The following is a 16,712-nucleotide window of genomic DNA, read 5'->3' on the forward strand; positions in this document are numbered from 1 at the left end:
CGAGCGATACGGCAGGATGCGATCGGGATTTGTCGTGGACCGCGGTTTTGGCGGGACGGACAGGCAACAGGACGTAAGTAGAACCATGACAAAGCTCAAGGTTGACGGTAAAGAGATCGAGGTTCCGGATCATTTCACGCTGCTTCAGGCGTGTGAGGAGGCTGGTGCCGAAGTTCCGCGCTTTTGTTTTCACGAGCGTTTGTCGGTAGCCGGTAACTGCCGCATGTGTCTGATCGAGGTGAAGGGCGGGCCGCCCAAGCCTGCAGCCTCCTGCGCCATGGGTGTGCGCGATATTCGCGGCGGCCCGAACGGCGAACTGCCGGAAGTGTTCACCAACACACCGATGGTCAAGAAGGCCCGCGAAGGCGTGATGGAGTTTCTGCTCATCAACCACCCGCTGGATTGCCCGATCTGCGACCAGGGCGGCGAATGCGACCTGCAGGACCAGGCCATGGCCTTCGGTATCGCGGGCTCGCGCTACTCCGAAAACAAGCGTGCGGTCGAAGACAAGTATATCGGCCCGCTCGTCAAGACGGTGATGAACCGCTGCATTCACTGCACGCGCTGTGTTCGTTTCACCACCGAAGTTGCCGGCATCTCCGAACTCGGCCTGATCGGTCGTGGCGAGGATGCGGAAATCACAACCTATCTCGAGCAGGCAATGACCTCCGAGTTGCAGGGCAACGTCGTTGACCTGTGCCCGGTCGGCGCTCTGACCTCCAAGCCTTTCGCTTTCACCGCCCGTCCATGGGAACTCGGCAAGACCGAAACCATCGACGTGATGGATGCTCTGGGCTCTGCGATCCGCGTTGACACGCGTGGCCGCGAAGTCATGCGCATCATGCCGCGCGTCAACGAAGCCATCAATGAAGAGTGGATTTCTGACAAGAGCCGCTTCATCTGGGACGGCCTGAAGACGCAGCGCCTCGATCGTCCATACGTTCGTAAGGATGGCCGCCTGCAGCCTGCCACCTGGGGTGAAGCCTTCGGTGCGATCAAGGCTGCCGTTTCGACGACCTCTGGCGAAAAGATCGGCGCCATTGCCGGCGATCTCGCTTCCGTCGAAGAAATGTTCGCGATGAAGTCGCTTCTCGCCTCGCTCGGCTCGACTAGTGTCGATTGTCGCCAGGATGGTGCAGCACTTCATCCGTCGCACGGTCGCGCAAGCTACCTCTTCAATACGACGATCCAGGGCATCGAGAAGGCCGACGCGCTTCTCATCATCGGCTCCAACCCTCGCTTCGAAGCGGCCGTTCTCAACGCCCGCATCCGCAAGCGCTGGCGCCGTGGCGGTTTCCCGATCGGCGTGATCGGTGAAGCGGGTGAACTGCGTTACGATTACGAATATCTCGGTGCCGGCACCGATACGCTGACCGATCTGGTCAACGGTTCGGGAAGCTTCCTTGATAAGCTGAAGTTGGCAAAAAACCCGATGATCATCGTCGGCCAAGGCGCCCTGACACGCGAAGACGGTGCGGCAATTCTGGCGGATGCGGCAAAGCTTGCCGGAAACATCGGCGCAGTATCTGAAGCTTGGAACGGCTTCTGCGTTCTGCACACCGCCGCCTCGCGCGTCGGTGGCCTCGATCTCGGCTTCGTTCCTGCAGATGAATCCGCGAACGCCGCGTCGATCGTTGCTTCGTCCGACGTGCTCTTCCTGCTCGGCGCTGATGAAATCGATCTATCGGCTAAGGCTGCAAAGTTGACCGTCTACATCGGCTCGCACGGTGACAACGGCGCGATGAACGCCGACGTCGTCCTGCCGGGTGCTGCCTATACCGAAAAGTCCGGTATCTGGGTCAACACCGAAGGCCGTGTTCAGCTCGGTAACCGCGCGGGCTTTGCTCCCGGTGAAGCGCGTGAAGACTGGGCGATCCTGCGAGCGCTCTCCGATGTCCTCGGCAAGAAGCTGCCTTTCGACAGCCTGTCCGGTCTGCGTGCTCAGCTCTACATCGCGCATCCGCATTTTGCCGACCCCGATGAGATCGCTGCGGGTAACGTTCACGACCTGACGGCACTGTCCGGCAAGACCGGCGCCCTTAACAAGGCGGCTTTCGCGACGCCGGTTAAGGATTTCTATTTGACGAACCCGATTGCGAGAGCGTCCGCCGTAATGGCCGAATGCTCCGCATTGGCCCGCAACAACTTCAAGGCTGCGGCAGAGTAAGGGTAGGGAATTATGGACTCGTTTTTCTGGAGCTATGTCTGGCCAGCGCTGATTATTGTCGGCCAGTCTCTACTGCTTCTCGTTATACTTCTGGTCGCGATCGCGTTCCTGCTTCTGGCTGACCGCAAGATCTGGGCGGCCGTTCAGCTGCGCCGTGGCCCGAACGTCGTCGGTCCTTTCGGTCTCTTCCAGTCCTTTGCCGACTTGCTGAAGTTCATCCTGAAGGAGCCGGTCATTCCGTCCGGCGCTAACAAGGGTGTCTTTCTGCTAGCACCTCTGGTCGCGGTGACGCTTGCACTCGCAACGTATGCCGTGATCCCGTTCAACCAAGGCTGGGTGGTTGCCAACATCAATGTCGGCATTCTCTACATCTTTGCGATTTCGTCGCTTGAAGTGTACGGCATCATCATGGGTGGCTGGGCGTCGAACTCGAAGTACCCGTTCCTCGGCGCGCTGCGTTCTGCCGCGCAGATGGTGTCCTACGAAGTTTCAATCGGCCTCGTCATCGTCACCGTCCTGCTCTGCGTGGGTTCGCTGAACCTGACAGATATCGTCAATGCCCAGCATTCCGGCATTGGCACGTCGCTCGGATTGCCGGCATCGTTCCTAGACTGGCACTGGTTGCCGCTCTTCCCGATGTTCATCGTCTTCTTCATTTCGTCGCTGGCTGAAACCAACCGTCCGCCCTTCGATTTGCCGGAAGCGGAATCGGAACTTGTGGCCGGTCACATGGTGGAGTATGGCTCCACCCCGTACATGATGTTCATGCTGGGCGAATATGCTGCCATCGTTCTGATGTGCTGCCTGACGACCATTCTCTTCCTTGGCGGCTGGTTGCCGATCGTCGATGTGTGGTTCCTGAACTGGGTTCCAGGCATCGTCTGGTTCGTCCTGAAGGGCGTCATGGTGTTCTTCATGTTCGGTCTGGTGAAGGCATTCGTCCCGCGTTACCGCTATGACCAGCTGATGCGTCTCGGCTGGAAGGTCTTCCTTCCACTGTCGCTTGCCATGGTCGTGATTGTTGCATTCGTACTCAAGCTGACGGCAGGGGCATGATGATGTCCGAACTCCTCGCTTGCAGATTTGGAGGTTGAGATGGCCAGTCTTTCCCAAGCCGTCAATTCGCTGTTCCTCAAGGAATTCGTTGGCGCGATCTTTTTGACCATGCGCCACTTCTTCAAACAGAAGGCAACGGTGAACTATCCTTTCGAAAAGGGCCCGGTCAGCCCGCGCTTTCGTGGTGAGCACGCTTTGCGTCGCTATCCAAATGGCGAAGAACGCTGCATCGCCTGCAAGCTGTGCGAAGCGATCTGTCCTGCTCAGGCGATCACCATCGAAGCCGGCCCGCGCCGCAACGATGGCACGCGCCGCACGGTGCGTTACGACATCGACATGGTGAAGTGCATCTATTGCGGCTTCTGCCAGGAAGCCTGCCCGGTGGATGCGATCGTCGAGGGTCCGAATTTCGAGTTTGCGACGGAAACCCGCGAAGAACTCTATTTCGACAAGCAGAAGCTTCTCGACAATGGCGATCGCTGGGAGCGTGAAATCGCGCGCAACCTCGCTCTGGATGCGCCTTATCGCTAAGGCTTATTCCATGTCTTCGGAGCTTTTCTTCGGGGACGGTAAAAGATGAAATGCCGGTCGGCGATCGCTGGCGGGAACGAAACGGGCAGGGCGGTCTGAAGGCCGCTTTTGTCCGGTGAGGACAAAAAGGCACCAACATGGGTCTGCACGCTGTATTCTTCTACATCTTCGCTTTCGTCGCCGTGGCGTCTGCGTTTCTGGTCATCGCATCCAAGAACCCCGTTCATTCGGTTCTGTTCCTGATCCTGACCTTCTTCAACGCGGCCGCGCTCTTCCTGCTGACGGGCGCTGAGTTCCTCGGCATGATCCTGCTGGTCGTTTATGTCGGCGCCGTGGCGGTGTTGTTCCTCTTCGTCGTCATGATGCTGGACGTCGATTTTGCTGAGTTGCGTTCCGGTGTGCTGCAATATGCCCCGATCGGTGCCTTGATCGGGATCATTCTGGCGGCAGAACTCATCATCGTTATCGGCGGCAGCGTGCTGAACCCGCAGGCGGCAAAGTCGATCACAATGCCAATCCCCAATCCGCTTGAGCGCACCAATACCGCAGCTCTGGGTGACGTGCTCTACACGAATTACGTCTACTTCTTCCAGCTGGCAGGTCTCGTGCTCTTGGTGGCCATGATCGGCGCCATCGTGTTGACGCTGCGTCACCGCACCGACATCAAGCGTCAGGACATTTCAACGCAGGTCGCCCGCGATCCGAAGACCGCCGTTACGACGGTCAAGGTCAAGCCGGGTCAGGGCCTCTGAGGCGCGAACGGATCCAAGGAACATAGAATATGGAAATCGGTCTTTCCCATTACCTGACGGTCAGCGCGATCCTCTTCACGATCGGCATCTTCGGTATCTTCCTTAACCGGAAGAACGTCATCGTCATCCTCATGTCGATCGAACTCATCCTGCTGGCGGTCAACCTCAACATGGTGGCCTTCTCCTGGGTGCTGAACGATATCGTCGGCCAGGTCTTTGCCCTGTTCATTCTGACTGTTGCCGCTGCTGAGGCTGCCATCGGTCTTGCAATACTCGTAGTCTTCTACCGTAACCGCGGATCGATCGCCGTGGAAGACGTCAATATGATGAAGGGCTGATAAGGCTATGATCTACAAGGCTATCGTCTTTCTTCCGCTGATCGGCTTCCTGATCGCTGGCCTTTTTGGCCGCTCCATCGGCGCCAAGGCCTCGGAATATGTCACCACCGGTCTGATGATCGTAGTCGCGATCCTCTCCTGGATCGTGTTCTTCGACGTTGCGCTTCTGACCCATGAAGCCGGCGAGGTCATCAAGGTGCCGGTGCTGCGCTGGATCCAGTCCGGTGGCATCGACGTCGAATGGGCATTCCGCATCGATACGCTGACGGCCGTCATGTTCGTCGTGGTCAATACGGTGTCCTGTCTCGTGCATCTGTACTCCATCGGCTACATGCACCACGATCCGCATCGTCCGCGCTTCTTTGCCTATCTGTCGCTCTTCACCTTCGCCATGCTGATGCTGGTGACCTCGGACAACCTGCTGCAGATGTTCTTCGGCTGGGAAGGCGTGGGTCTAGCGTCCTATCTGCTGATCGGTTTCTGGTTCAAGAAGCCGTCCGCTTCCGCCGCTGCGATGAAAGCTTTCATCGTCAACCGCGTCGGCGACTTCGGCTTCATTCTCGGCATCTCCGGTCTCTTCGTTCTGTTCGGCTCGATCAACTTCGAAACGATCTTCGCGGCCGCCGGTTCTTACCTGCCGGCCGATGGCGCTGCCTCCACTGAAGCCGTGATCAACCTTTTCGGCATGCAACTCGACAAGGCACACGCGGTAACTGCCGTCTGCCTGCTGCTCTTCATGGGCTCGATGGGTAAGTCGGCTCAGTTCCTGCTGCACACCTGGCTTCCGGACGCCATGGAAGGCCCGACGCCTGTTTCGGCGCTGATCCATGCCGCGACCATGGTGACCGCTGGCGTGTTCCTGGTTGCGCGCATGTCGCCGATCTTCGAACTATCGCCTACTGCATTGATGTTCGTCACATTGATTGGTGCGATCACCGCCTTCTTTGCCGCCACCGTTGGCCTGGTGCAGAACGATATCAAGCGCGTCATCGCCTACTCGACCTGCTCGCAGCTGGGTTACATGTTCGTGGCGCTCGGCGTCGGCGCTTATGGCGCGGCGGTCTTCCACCTCTTCACGCACGCCTTCTTCAAGGCGCTGCTGTTCCTTTGTGCAGGCTCGGTCATCCATGCCGTGGATGGCGAGCAGGACATGCGTCACATGGGCGGTCTGCGTAAGCACATCCCGATCACCTTCTGGACGATGACGGTGGGTACCCTTGCTCTGACCGGCGTCGGTATACCTGGAACGATGATCGGCTTTGCCGGCTTCTTCTCCAAAGACGTGATCATCGAGTCCTCGTTTGCATCGCACAGCCCGCTTGCAGGTTTCGCCTTCACGCTCCTCGTCGTTGCAGCGCTCTTCACCAGCTTCTACTCATGGCGCCTGGCGTTCATGACCTTCTTCGGCAAGCCGCGCGCTTCGGCAGATGTCATGCACCACGTCCATGAATCGCCGATGGTGATGTTGATCCCGCTCTTCGTTCTGACGGTCGGTGCGATCTTTGCCGGTGTCGTGTTCGAAGGCTACTTCTTCGGCCACGAATATGCGGAATTCTGGAAGGGCGCACTCTTTACGCTTCCGTCCAATGAAATCCTTGAAGAGTTCCACCACGTCCCGCTGTGGGTCAAGTGGAGCCCCTTCATCGCCATGGTTCTCGGCTTCGTCACCGCCTGGTACTTCTACATCAAGTCGCCACAGACGCCGAAGCGTCTGGCAGAGACTCATCGCGGCCTCTACCAGTTCCTCCTGAACAAGTGGTACTTCGATGAACTCTACGACTTCCTCTTCGTTCGTTCCGCAAAGGCGCTTGGTCGCTTCCTGTGGAAGAAGGGCGACGTGGCTGTCATCGACGCCTATGGCCCCAACGGTATTGCAGCGCGCGTGGTTGACGTGACCAACCGTGTCGTCCGTCTGCAATCCGGTTACCTTTATCACTATGCTTTCGCGATGCTGATCGGCATCGCAGCACTAGTCACCTGGATGATGCTCGGGAGTGCCCTCTGATGACCGATTGGCCCATTCTTTCAACGGTCACCTTCCTGCCGCTCGTCGGCGTGGTGCTCCTGCTTCTGACGAATGAGAACGGCCCCTTCGGGCGCCGTAACATTCTCAATGTCTCGCTTCTGACGACGGTGTTCACCTTCATCGTCTCGCTGTTCATCTGGATCGGCTTCGACAATTCGAACCCCGGCTTCCAGATGGTCGAGAAGTATAATTGGTTCGGCAGCATCGCCTCCTACCATCTGGGCGTTGACGGCATCTCCATGCTCTTCGTCATCCTGACGACGTTCCTCATGCCCTTTTGCGTTCTCGCAAGCTGGGATTCCATCGAGAAGCGCCTGAAGGAATACATGATCGCCTTCCTTCTTCTGGAAGTCGTGATGATTGGCGTGTTCGTCGCGCTCGATACCGTTCTCTTCTACGTCTTCTTCGAAGCGACGCTGATCCCGATGTTCATCATCATCGGCGTTTGGGGCGGCAAGGATCGCGTCTACGCGTCCTATAAGTTCTTCCTCTACACGCTTCTCGGCTCGGTTCTGACCATGCTCGCCATCATGGCGATGTACTGGCAGGCTGGCACGACGGATATGACCGAGCTTCTGAAGCACGGCTTTCCGGCGGGCATGCAGACCTGGCTCTGGCTTGCCTGCTTCGCGGCTTTCGCGGTGAAGATGCCGATGTGGCCGGTTCACACCTGGCTTCCCGATGCGCACGTTCAGGCGCCAACCGCAGGCTCGGTCATCCTGGCCGGCGTTATGCTGAAGCTCGGCGGATACGGTTTCATCCGCTTCTCGCTGTCGATGTTCCCGCTGGCATCCGAGCACTTCGCGCCCTTCGTATTCACATTGTCCGTGCTTGCCATCGTCTACACCTCGCTGGTCGCGATGATGCAGGAGGACATCAAGAAGCTGATCGCCTATTCATCCGTCGCCCACATGGGTTACGTGACGATGGGTATCTTCGCTGCAAACGTTCAAGGTTTGCAGGGTGCTATCTTCCAGATGCTATCGCACGGCATCGTATCGGGCGCACTCTTCCTCTGCGTCGGCGTCGTCTATGACCGCCTCCATACCCGCGAGATCGCGGCCTATGGTGGCCTCGTCAACAACATGCCGAAATACGCAGTGGCCTTCATGGTCTTCACCATGGCCAATGTCGGCCTGCCCGGCACCTCCGGCTTCGTCGGCGAGTTTCTGACGATCGTCGGCGTCTTCCGCGCCAACACCTGGGTGGCACTCTTCGCCGCAACAGGCGTCATTCTCTCTGCATCCTACGCGCTGTGGCTCTATCGCCGCGTGATCTTCGGTGCGCTCGAGAAGGAAAGCCTGAAGGCGATGCTCGATCTCAACACCCGCGAAAAGGTTATCCTTTACCCGCTGGTGGTGCTGACGATCTTCTTCGGCGTCTACCCGGCGCCGGTCTTCGATGCGACGGCGGCATCGGTGGATCTCGTGATCAATAATTATACAGCCGCATTGCAGGCAGCGCAGAATGTTGCGCTTTCTCTGAACTGACGACAGGACCCGTTGGATATGACCGCTGAACTTCTTTTTGCCAGTCTGCGCATCGCGACGCCCGAACTGATCCTTGCGGTCGGTGCGCTGGCGCTGCTAATGATCGGCGTCTTCTCCGGCGACAAGTCGACCAACACTGTGACGGGTCTTGCCGTCGCGCTTTTGGTCGTCGTCGGCCTGTGGATCATCTTCGCTCCTGCAAGAGGAGTTGCCTTCGGCGGCGTGTATGTCGCCGATGCCTTCGGCAACTTCATGAAGATCCTGGCGCTGATCGGCTCCATCGTCGCCATGATCCTCTCGGTCGGCCACAGCCGTGTCGAGCCGATCGGCCGCTTCGAGTACCCGGTGCTTCTGGTTCTGGCGACACTCGGCATTCTGCTGATGATCTCCGCCAACAACCTGATCTCGCTCTATATGGCACTCGAGCTTCAGTCGCTGGCTCTCTACGTCATCTGCGCAATCAACCGCGAAAGCCTGCGTTCGACCGAAGCCGGTCTCAAGTACTTCGTTCTCGGCGCGCTCTCGTCTGGCATGCTGCTCTACGGTATGTCGCTGGTCTACGGCTTCACCGGCAATACCGGCTTCCAGGAAATCGCAGCCGTGCTATCCGCCGAAACCCGTTCGCTCGGCCTCGTCTTCGGACTGGTTTTCGTGCTGGCTGGCCTGGCGTTCAAGATTTCCGCCGTGCCGTTCCACATGTGGACACCGGACGTCTACGAAGGAGCGCCGACCCCGGTGACGGCTTTCCTCGCCGCTGCGCCGAAAATCGGTGCCATGGCAATCTTCGTTCGTATCGTCATCGACGCTTTCCAGCCTGTGTTCACCGACTGGCAGCAGATCGTCGTCTTCGTATCGATCGCCTCCATGCTGCTCGGCTCCTTCGCGGCCATTGGCCAGAAGAACATCAAGCGCCTGATGGCCTACTCGTCGATCGGTCACATGGGTTATGCCTTGGTCGGTCTTGCTGCTGGTAGCCAGGATGGTGTTGCCGGTGTGCTGATCTACATGGCCGTCTACATGGGCATGACGCTCGGCACCTTTGCCTGCATTCTGGCCATGCGCCGCAAGGAAGTCGGCAATGTCGAGAATGTCGACGATCTCGCTGGTCTGTCTTCGACAAACCCGTTCATGGCGCTGGTTCTAACGGCTCTGATGTTCTCGCTGGCAGGTATCCCACCGCTCGCGGGCTTCTTCGGCAAGTACTACGTCTTCCTCGCTGCCATCGAAGCCAAGCTCTACGCACTGGCCGTGATCGGCGTGATAGCATCTGTTGTTGGTGCCTACTACTACCTGCGCATCGTCAAGGTCATGTGGTTCGATGAGGCCAAGGGTGGGTTTGAAAAGGCTGCTGGCGAGTTGCGGATCGTATACGCATTGTCTGGCCTCTTCGTCGTCGCCTTCATCTTCTTCGGCGGCATGCTCGGCAACGCCGTGACAGCTGCGGCGAAGACGTTCTTTTGAGCGAAAATGCTATGAAACAGCGCCGGATGTCACTTGATGACTTCCGGCACGAGGCATTGGAGGAGACATCCTCCACCAATGTCGAATGCCTTGTCCGGGCGCGCTCCGGCGATACCGGCAATCTTTGGATCACCGCGCTCCGCCAGACAGGCGGCAAGGGCCGCCGCGGCAGACCCTGGATCTCTGAGCCTGGCAATCTCTACGCGTCTCTTCTCCTGATTGATCCCGCACCAGCGGACCGCCTTGGTTCCCTGCCGTTAGCTTTTGCGCTCGCGGTTCACCGTGCGATCCGTGCAGTCCTGCCCTTCGGCGTGACTGCGTTGGAAATCAAATGGCCCAATGATATTCTCATCGACAGGATGAAGACCTGCGGAATCCTGATGGAAGCGGAGCAGCTTCCAGATGGACGCCGGGCGATTGTTATCGGCATCGGCATCAACATCGCCCATAAACCCGACAACCCGCTTTATCCTGCCACCATGCTGTCGGAGCACGGGGCGTCTTGCGGGCCGGATGAACTGTTTGCCCATCTTTATCGTGAGACGGCTGAGGTTCTATCGGTCTGGAATGAGGGTAGAGGCGTCAGCGAGGTCATGAGGGACTGGCGCGCAGCCGCCTGCGGTGTTGGTGAGCATATCACGGTCAACTTTCCCGATCGCTCTATCGGCGGGCGTTTTGCGGGAATAGACGATCAAGGATTTCTATTGCTGGACGAGGATGATGGCCCCAGACGGGCAATCGCCGCCGGCGACGTATTTTTCGGCTGAGTATATAGGCGCGGTCGACGCTCCAACTTGGCTTTCGAGTTTGCAGCACCCCTGATGCTCGTAAAATCAGGGCGCCCATACGGTCCGCGTCGGCCCGGCATTCCGGCGTTTCATTAAGTCCGACGCGGTGAAGGCGATGGCGGCGCGCAGCAGACGTGTGCGGCCATGGCCTGTTGCAGAATGGATAACGACATGTCTCAACAAGACGAACTGGTTTTCCTGCCGCTTGGCGGCGTCGGCGAAATTGGGATGAACCTCGCACTCTATGGTTATGGTCCTGCCGCCAAACGGCAATGGATCATGGTGGATTGCGGCGTCACCTTCGCAGGCCTCGATCTTCCGGGTGTCGATCTCGTGCTGCCCGATATCCGCTTCATCGAAGCGCAGCGGCAGAACCTCAAGGGCATCATCATCACTCACGCCCATGAGGACCATTACGGCGCGCTGAACGACCTTTGGCCTGGCCTCAACGTTCCCGTCTATGCGTCGGGCTTCACTGCCGGCATGCTGGAAGCCAAGCGCAACTATGAGGGCACGCGGGCGGAGATCCCGATCTCCCCCTTCAAGGGGGGTGATCGCATTCATCTTGGTCCGTTCGAGATCGAGGCTATCGGCGTCAATCACTCGATCCCTGAGCCCATGTCACTCGTCATCCGCACGCCGCTTGGAAATGTTGTCCACACAGGCGACTGGAAGATCGATGACGCGCCGTCGCTCGGACCTTTGACAGATGAGGCACGCTTCCGCGCCGTTGGCGAGGAAGGCGTTCTGGCACTTCTGTGTGACAGCACCAACGCCGTGCGCGACGGTGTTTCGCCGTCGGAGGAACAGGTTTCCGAGGGGCTGCGCCAGATCATCGAAAATGCCGAAGGCCGAGTGGCAATCACCACCTTTTCTTCCAACGTCGGCCGTATTCGCTCCATCGCCCAGGCTGCGGAGCGCGCTGGTCGCGAAGTGTTGCTGCTCGGCTCGTCGCTGAAGCGTGTGGTCAACGTCTCGCAGGATCTTGGCATCATGGAGGGCATCAAGCCTTTCCTGGCCGAAGACGAGTATGGTTACATTCCTCGCGATAAGGTGGTTGTCATTCTCACCGGCTCGCAGGGTGAGCCGCGCGCAGCACTTGCGAAACTGTCACGCGATGAAATGCGTAATGTAGCGCTCGCCAAGGGCGACACGGTCGTCTTTTCCTCGCGCGCCATTCCGGGCAACGAAAAGGCGATCCTCGATATCAAGAACGGTCTGATCGAGCAGGGCATCCACATCATCACCGATAATGAAGCCCTGGTTCATGTTTCCGGCCACCCACGGCGCAACGAATTGCTGCGCATGTATGAGTGGACCAAGCCGCAAATCCTCGTGCCTGTGCATGGCGAAGCAGCGCATCTGGTGGCCCAGAAGGAACTGGCCGAGCAGGCCGGCATCAAGCAGGTTCCCAAGGTCCGCAACGGCAACATCCTGCGTCTGGCGCCTGGTCCTGCAGAGGTGATCGATGATGCGCCGCATGGCCGCGTCTTCAAGGATGGCCGGCTGGTCGGCGACTTTGAAGAAATGGGCATCGGCGACCGTCGCAAGCTTTCCTTTGCCGGTCATGTCTCGGTCAACGTCGTGCTGGACAGCCGTTACGATTTCCATGGAGATCCGGACGTCGTGCCTTTCGGCCTGCCGGAATTCGACGACGAAGGCGAGGCGATGGAGGACACGCTCTATGATGCCGTTCTCGGTGCCATTGAAAGCATCCCGCGCGCGCGCCGCAAAGATCTGGATCTGTTGCGCGAAGCGGTGCGTCGCGCCGTTCGTGCTGCCGCCAACCAGACATGGGGAAAAAAACCGATCGTCACGGTGTTCGTGACGAAGATCTGACGGTAGGCTTCGTGCTGCGTTTTACAGCTGCTGCGCACCTCCGATTCTACATGATCTTCGGGCGGGACGTTGCTATCTTCGGCTGAGAACTTGGGAGGAAGACCATGCTTGGACGGATCAATCACATCGCGATTGCTGTGCCCGATCTCGCAGCCGCCACCACCACCTATCGCGACGTGCTCGGCGCTGCTGTCTCGCAAGTTCAGACCTTGCCTCAACATGGGGTGAGGGTGGTGTTCGTCAACCTGCCAAACAGCAAGGTGGAACTGCTTGAACCGCTGGATGACAACTCCCCAATCGCAGCCTTTCTCGAAAAGAACCCGGCCGGCGGGATGCATCACATCTGTTACGAGGTGGAGGACATTATCTCTGCCCGTGATAGTTTGAAAGCGGCCGGCGCACGCATTCTGGGCGATGGAGAGCCGAAGGTCGGCGCACACGGAAAGCCTGTGCTTTTTCTCCACCCAAAGGACTTTTGCGGAACGCTGGTTGAGTTGGAAGAGATTTGATCAAAGGTCGTCTTTCTAAAGCGGACGTCTTCGCTTAGGAATCGTGTGCCTGCTTCTCCATCTGTTTCGAGCGTGTCTCTGGCCGTGAAAGGGATTGGAGCGGCCGGTTCTACTCGGGAGGTTTCGCATGCCGTGGCTGTCGGTTGTTGCCGTTTTTTTCATCGTCTGGTGGACGGTCCTTTTTGTCGTGCTGCCGATTGGGCTCAGAACGCAGATGGACGACGACGATGTGGCCCTCGGTACGGTGGCAAGCGCGCCTGCGCGTTTCCAAGGCGCAAAAATCCTGATCGCGACGACGCTGATTTCGGTCTTGCTCTGTGCACTCTGGCATGGCGTCACATGGTACTTCGGCGTCAGCCTCGATGATCTTCCCCGTATCATCCCGGTTTACGACTGAGTTTGCAGGTCGCGAGCCTACATGAAGCCTGTCTATCCGCTAAAACGTATCGCGATCTTCGCTCCTTGCGCGTTAGCTCCTTCTTCTGCCGCATGTCGTTATCATGAAACCGGTGCACACTTCAGCGCGCGACATGCCTTATCGCTCGTCATACGATTGTTACATTTTCGTGGATCAAGATTCGCGCATCGGCCGAGAGCGAAAGCGGGTCGAGGACCCGCCGACGCCTAACTCGCTGAAAGACAACCAATTTCAAGGCAAAAAAAAACAAGGCGGTTAAGCCTTGTTTTTCAGTTTCGCGTGATCCGTTTCCGTTTCCGGGGCTGCGAACAAGCGCGCCTAAGATCTCATCCTCCCAAGACTGACCGCGAAGACGGCAGAAATTTAAACTTCCTGCCTCTTTTGTGAGCTAAAGCTAGCCCAAAGATTCCACCTTGTCACCACGTTTTTTGCATTTTTGTTACAGTCAGCAAAAAATTTCCTCACGAACATTATGTCGCAGGCGCTTGGCAAAATTATTTCTCCTGAAACCGTTCAGTGACGAATGTCCTGTTCTCACGCAGACGTGACAGGCGTTTTGGACGTCCGGATTGTGCGGGTTTCCTTCTGCCGGAGAAACGGTTATGTACCGGGGAAATATCCATTAATTCTGGCGATTCCCCAGTCGATAGGGAGTCGTATCACTCAGGAAATAGTCATGCGTCTTAGCCGTTATTTTTTGCCCATCCTGAAGGAAAATCCGAAGGAGGCAGAAATCGTCTCTCACCGCCTGATGCTGCGCGCGGGCATGGTCCGTCAGCAGAGCCAGGGCATTTACTCCTGGCTGCCGCTCGGCAAGCGTGTGATGGACAAGGTAAACCGCATCATCCGCGAAGAGCAGGACCGTTCGGGTGCGATCGAGCTTTTGATGCCGACCTTGCAATCGGCTGAGCTTTGGCAGGAAAGCGGCCGTTACGACGACTATGGTAAGGAAATGTTGCGCATCAAGGACCGCCAGGACCGTCAGATGCTCTACGGCCCGACAAACGAAGAGATGATTACGGACATCTTCCGCTCGTACGTGAAGTCCTACAAGAACCTGCCGCTGAACCTTTATCATATTCAGTTGAAGTTCCGCGACGAAGTACGTCCGCGTTTCGGCACGATGCGCTCGCGCGAGTTCCTGATGAAGGATGCCTATTCCTTCGACCTGACGAAGGAAGCCGCGATCCATTCTTACAACAAGATGTTTGCTGCTTATCTTCGCACGTTCTCACGCCTGGGCCTGCGCGCCATTCCCATGCGCGCCGATACCGGCCCGATCGGTGGCAATCACAGCCATGAATTCATCATCCTGGCCGACACGGGTGAATCGGAAGTATTCTGCCACAAGAGCTTCCTGGAGCAGGGTATTCCTGGCGACGACACCAATTTCGATGATGTTGCCGGTCTGCAGAACATTTTCGACACATGGACCGCGGACTACGCCGCGACATCGGAAATGCACGACGAGGCTGCCTTCAACGCAATTCCAGAAGGCGATCGTCTCTCCGCGCGTGGTATCGAAGTCGGCCATATCTTTTACTTCGGCACGAAGTATTCCGAGCCGATGGGTGCCAAGGTTCAAGGTCCGGACGGCAAGGAACATCCTGTCCACATGGGATCCTATGGCATTGGTCCCACACGCCTTGTTCCCGCCATCATTGAAGCATCGCATGACGAGAACGGAATCATCTGGCCCGCGTCGGTTGCTCCCTTCGACGTCGTCATCATCAACATGAAGGCTGGTGATGCTGCCTGTGATGCGGCTTGCGAGAAGCTTTATTACTCGCTGTCGAACGCCGGCAAGGATGTTCTTTACGACGATACGGATGATCGCGCAGGTCAGAAGTTCGCGACGGCCGATCTCATCGGCGTGCCTATGCAGATCATCGTCGGCCCGCGCAGCATTGCTGCCGGTGAAGTCGAAGTGAAGGACCGCAAGACTGGAGCGCGTGAGAACGTCACCATCGAAGCGGCAATGAACAGAGTTCTCGGCTGAGAAGCCGACAAGGAGTGGACATGGCAAAAGCCGAGGCTGACAACGGGGCAGTTGCATCCGTGAAGGATGGGGCGGCACGGCCATTTTCGGCTTTCGAGCGCATGGTAGCCTGGCGCTACCTGCGTTCGCGCCGCAAGGAGGCCTTCATATCGGTCATTGCGGGGTTCTCATTCGTCGGCATCATGCTGGGTGTAGCGACGCTCATTATCGTCATGGCGGTGATGAACGGTTTCCGTACCGAGCTGATCTCCCGCATTCTAGGCATCAACGGTCACATGATCGTTCAGCCGATTGATCAGCCCTTCAACAACTATGATGAACTGGCGAAGAAGTTCGGCGCTATTCCTGGCGTGACGATGGCCTTGCCGCTTGTCGAGGGACAGACGCTGGCCTCTGGACGCAATGGCGCCGGCAGCGGTGCGTTGGTTCGCGGCGTGCGTCCGGAAGATTTGGAAAAGATCAAGGAGATATCCACCAACGTCAAAGCCGGCGACTTGGTGGGCTTCATGTCGGGGCAGGGCGTTCTGGTGGGCTCGAGGCTTGCAGCACAGCTCGGCGTGACTGTGGGAGATCAGATTACTCTCATTTCACCGGAAGGTGACGTGACGCCGATGGGTGTCAATCCGCGCGTGAAGTCGTACCCGATTTCGGGCGTCTTCGAGATCGGCATGTCGGAATATGATGCCTCGATGATCTATATGCCGCTTTCAGAAGCGCAGCTCTATTTCAATTCCGAAGGCATCGTCCAATCGATCGAGCTCTTCGTCAGCCATCCTGACAATGTTGACGGAATCCGCCCGCTGGTGGAGACTGCGGCAGGGCGTCAGGTCTATATCACCGACTGGCGACAGCGTAACCAGACCTTCTTCTCCGCGCTCCAGGTCGAGCGAAACGTCATGTTCATGATCCTGACGCTGATCGTTCTGGTCGCGGCGCTCAACATCATTTCCGGTCTCATCATGCTCGTCAAGGACAAGGGCAGCGACATCGCCATTCTGCGCACCATGGGGGCAACCTCTGGGGCCATCATGCGCATCTTCTTCATGACCGGCGCTGCGATCGGCATTGTCGGCACATTTGCAGGCGTCGCGCTTGGCGTTCTCGTCTGTCTGAATGTGGAATCGATCCGACAGTTCTTCTCCTGGATCACCGGCACTGTTCTCTTCGATCCGCAACTCTATTTCCTCAGCCAGCTTCCGGCGGAGATGGATTTGAGCGAAACGATCACCGTCATCGTCATGGCGCTGACCCTGTCCTTCCTGGCGACGATCTTCCCCGCATGGCGCGCGTCGAAGCTCGATCCTGTCCAGGCCCTGAGATACGAATAGGACCCGCTTC

At 57.9% G+C, this 16,712-nt stretch carries 14 protein-coding genes; all 14 read left to right on the forward strand.

The genetic code is table 11. From position 1 onward, the window contains the following. Positions 1-85: 85 nt before the first annotated feature. The 14 genes from nuoG to WKI41_RS06445 all read left to right on the forward strand — a co-directional run bounded on the left by nuoG (position 86) and on the right by WKI41_RS06445 (position 16,702). Positions 86-2,167 (forward strand): NADH-quinone oxidoreductase subunit NuoG, encoded by a 2,082-nt coding sequence (gene nuoG / locus WKI41_RS06380; protein ID WP_340192657.1) that lies wholly within the window; start codon positions 86-88, stop codon positions 2,165-2,167. 12 nt (positions 2,168-2,179) lie between these two features. Then, complete coding sequence (nuoH, locus tag WKI41_RS06385; protein WP_340192658.1) at positions 2,180-3,223, forward strand: NADH-quinone oxidoreductase subunit NuoH; 1,044 nt, start codon at positions 2,180-2,182, stop codon at positions 3,221-3,223. Between the two features lie 39 nt (positions 3,224-3,262). Further along, positions 3,263-3,754, forward strand: a complete 492-nt coding sequence (gene nuoI / locus WKI41_RS06390; protein ID WP_003502385.1) for an NADH-quinone oxidoreductase subunit NuoI — start codon at positions 3,263-3,265, stop codon at positions 3,752-3,754. Between the two features lie 137 nt (positions 3,755-3,891). Then, positions 3,892-4,506, forward strand: a complete 615-nt coding sequence (locus tag WKI41_RS06395) for an NADH-quinone oxidoreductase subunit J (protein WP_340192659.1) — start codon at positions 3,892-3,894, stop codon at positions 4,504-4,506. A 29-nt stretch (positions 4,507-4,535) separates the two neighbouring features. Then, complete coding sequence (nuoK, locus tag WKI41_RS06400) at positions 4,536-4,844, forward strand: NADH-quinone oxidoreductase subunit NuoK (RefSeq protein ID WP_296020959.1); 309 nt, start codon at positions 4,536-4,538, stop codon at positions 4,842-4,844. 7 nt (positions 4,845-4,851) lie between these two features. Next, positions 4,852-6,849 carry an NADH-quinone oxidoreductase subunit L gene (gene nuoL / locus WKI41_RS06405; RefSeq protein WP_340192660.1) on the forward strand — a complete coding sequence of 666 codons (1,998 nt, stop codon included), beginning with the start codon at positions 4,852-4,854 and terminating at the stop codon, positions 6,847-6,849. Next, positions 6,849-8,360: an NADH-quinone oxidoreductase subunit M gene (locus WKI41_RS06410; protein ID WP_340192661.1), complete on the forward strand. Its 1,512-nt coding sequence runs from the start codon at positions 6,849-6,851 to the stop codon at positions 8,358-8,360. The genes nuoL and WKI41_RS06410 overlap by 1 nt, the downstream gene beginning before the upstream one ends. 18 nt (positions 8,361-8,378) lie before the next feature. Continuing rightward, positions 8,379-9,821, forward strand: a complete 1,443-nt coding sequence (gene nuoN / locus WKI41_RS06415; protein ID WP_340192662.1) for an NADH-quinone oxidoreductase subunit NuoN — start codon at positions 8,379-8,381, stop codon at positions 9,819-9,821. Between the two features lie 26 nt (positions 9,822-9,847). After that, positions 9,848-10,588: a biotin--[acetyl-CoA-carboxylase] ligase gene (locus WKI41_RS06420; RefSeq protein WP_340192663.1), complete on the forward strand. Its 741-nt coding sequence runs from the start codon at positions 9,848-9,850 to the stop codon at positions 10,586-10,588. Between the two features lie 192 nt (positions 10,589-10,780). After that, complete coding sequence (locus WKI41_RS06425; RefSeq protein WP_340192664.1) at positions 10,781-12,448, forward strand: ribonuclease J; 1,668 nt, start codon at positions 10,781-10,783, stop codon at positions 12,446-12,448. A 104-nt stretch (positions 12,449-12,552) separates the two neighbouring features. Then, positions 12,553-12,957 (forward strand): methylmalonyl-CoA epimerase, encoded by a 405-nt coding sequence (gene mce, locus WKI41_RS06430; protein WP_340192665.1) that lies wholly within the window; start codon positions 12,553-12,555, stop codon positions 12,955-12,957. A gap of 127 nt (positions 12,958-13,084) precedes the next feature. Beyond that, positions 13,085-13,354, forward strand: coding sequence for a DUF1467 family protein (locus WKI41_RS06435; protein ID WP_340192666.1), 270 nt, complete (start codon positions 13,085-13,087; stop codon positions 13,352-13,354). Positions 13,355-14,051: 697 nt separating this feature from the next. Beyond that, positions 14,052-15,374: a proline--tRNA ligase gene (gene proS / locus WKI41_RS06440; protein ID WP_340192667.1), complete on the forward strand. Its 1,323-nt coding sequence runs from the start codon at positions 14,052-14,054 to the stop codon at positions 15,372-15,374. Between the two features lie 20 nt (positions 15,375-15,394). Beyond that, positions 15,395-16,702, forward strand: coding sequence for a lipoprotein-releasing ABC transporter permease subunit (locus WKI41_RS06445; RefSeq protein ID WP_340192668.1), 1,308 nt, complete (start codon positions 15,395-15,397; stop codon positions 16,700-16,702). The last annotated feature ends 10 nt before the right edge of the window (positions 16,703-16,712 follow it).

Source organism: Agrobacterium larrymoorei (assembly GCF_037722385.1).
Classification (GTDB): domain Bacteria; phylum Pseudomonadota; class Alphaproteobacteria; order Rhizobiales; family Rhizobiaceae; genus Agrobacterium; species Agrobacterium larrymoorei_C.

Coding starts and splice junctions, on each gene's coding strand:
- nuoG (WP_340192657.1), top strand. CDS start 86: ATGACAAAGCTCAAGGTTGACGGTAAAGAGATCGAGGTTCCGGATCAT.
- nuoH (WP_340192658.1), top strand. CDS start 2,180: ATGGACTCGTTTTTCTGGAGCTATGTCTGGCCAGCGCTGATTATTGTC.
- nuoI (WP_003502385.1), top strand. CDS start 3,263: ATGGCCAGTCTTTCCCAAGCCGTCAATTCGCTGTTCCTCAAGGAATTC.
- WKI41_RS06395 (WP_340192659.1), top strand. CDS start 3,892: ATGGGTCTGCACGCTGTATTCTTCTACATCTTCGCTTTCGTCGCCGTG.
- nuoK (WP_296020959.1), top strand. CDS start 4,536: ATGGAAATCGGTCTTTCCCATTACCTGACGGTCAGCGCGATCCTCTTC.
- nuoL (WP_340192660.1), top strand. CDS start 4,852: ATGATCTACAAGGCTATCGTCTTTCTTCCGCTGATCGGCTTCCTGATC.
- WKI41_RS06410 (WP_340192661.1), top strand. CDS start 6,849: ATGACCGATTGGCCCATTCTTTCAACGGTCACCTTCCTGCCGCTCGTC.
- nuoN (WP_340192662.1), top strand. CDS start 8,379: ATGACCGCTGAACTTCTTTTTGCCAGTCTGCGCATCGCGACGCCCGAA.
- WKI41_RS06420 (WP_340192663.1), top strand. CDS start 9,848: ATGTCACTTGATGACTTCCGGCACGAGGCATTGGAGGAGACATCCTCC.
- WKI41_RS06425 (WP_340192664.1), top strand. CDS start 10,781: ATGTCTCAACAAGACGAACTGGTTTTCCTGCCGCTTGGCGGCGTCGGC.
- mce (WP_340192665.1), top strand. CDS start 12,553: ATGCTTGGACGGATCAATCACATCGCGATTGCTGTGCCCGATCTCGCA.
- WKI41_RS06435 (WP_340192666.1), top strand. CDS start 13,085: ATGCCGTGGCTGTCGGTTGTTGCCGTTTTTTTCATCGTCTGGTGGACG.
- proS (WP_340192667.1), top strand. CDS start 14,052: ATGCGTCTTAGCCGTTATTTTTTGCCCATCCTGAAGGAAAATCCGAAG.
- WKI41_RS06445 (WP_340192668.1), top strand. CDS start 15,395: ATGGCAAAAGCCGAGGCTGACAACGGGGCAGTTGCATCCGTGAAGGAT.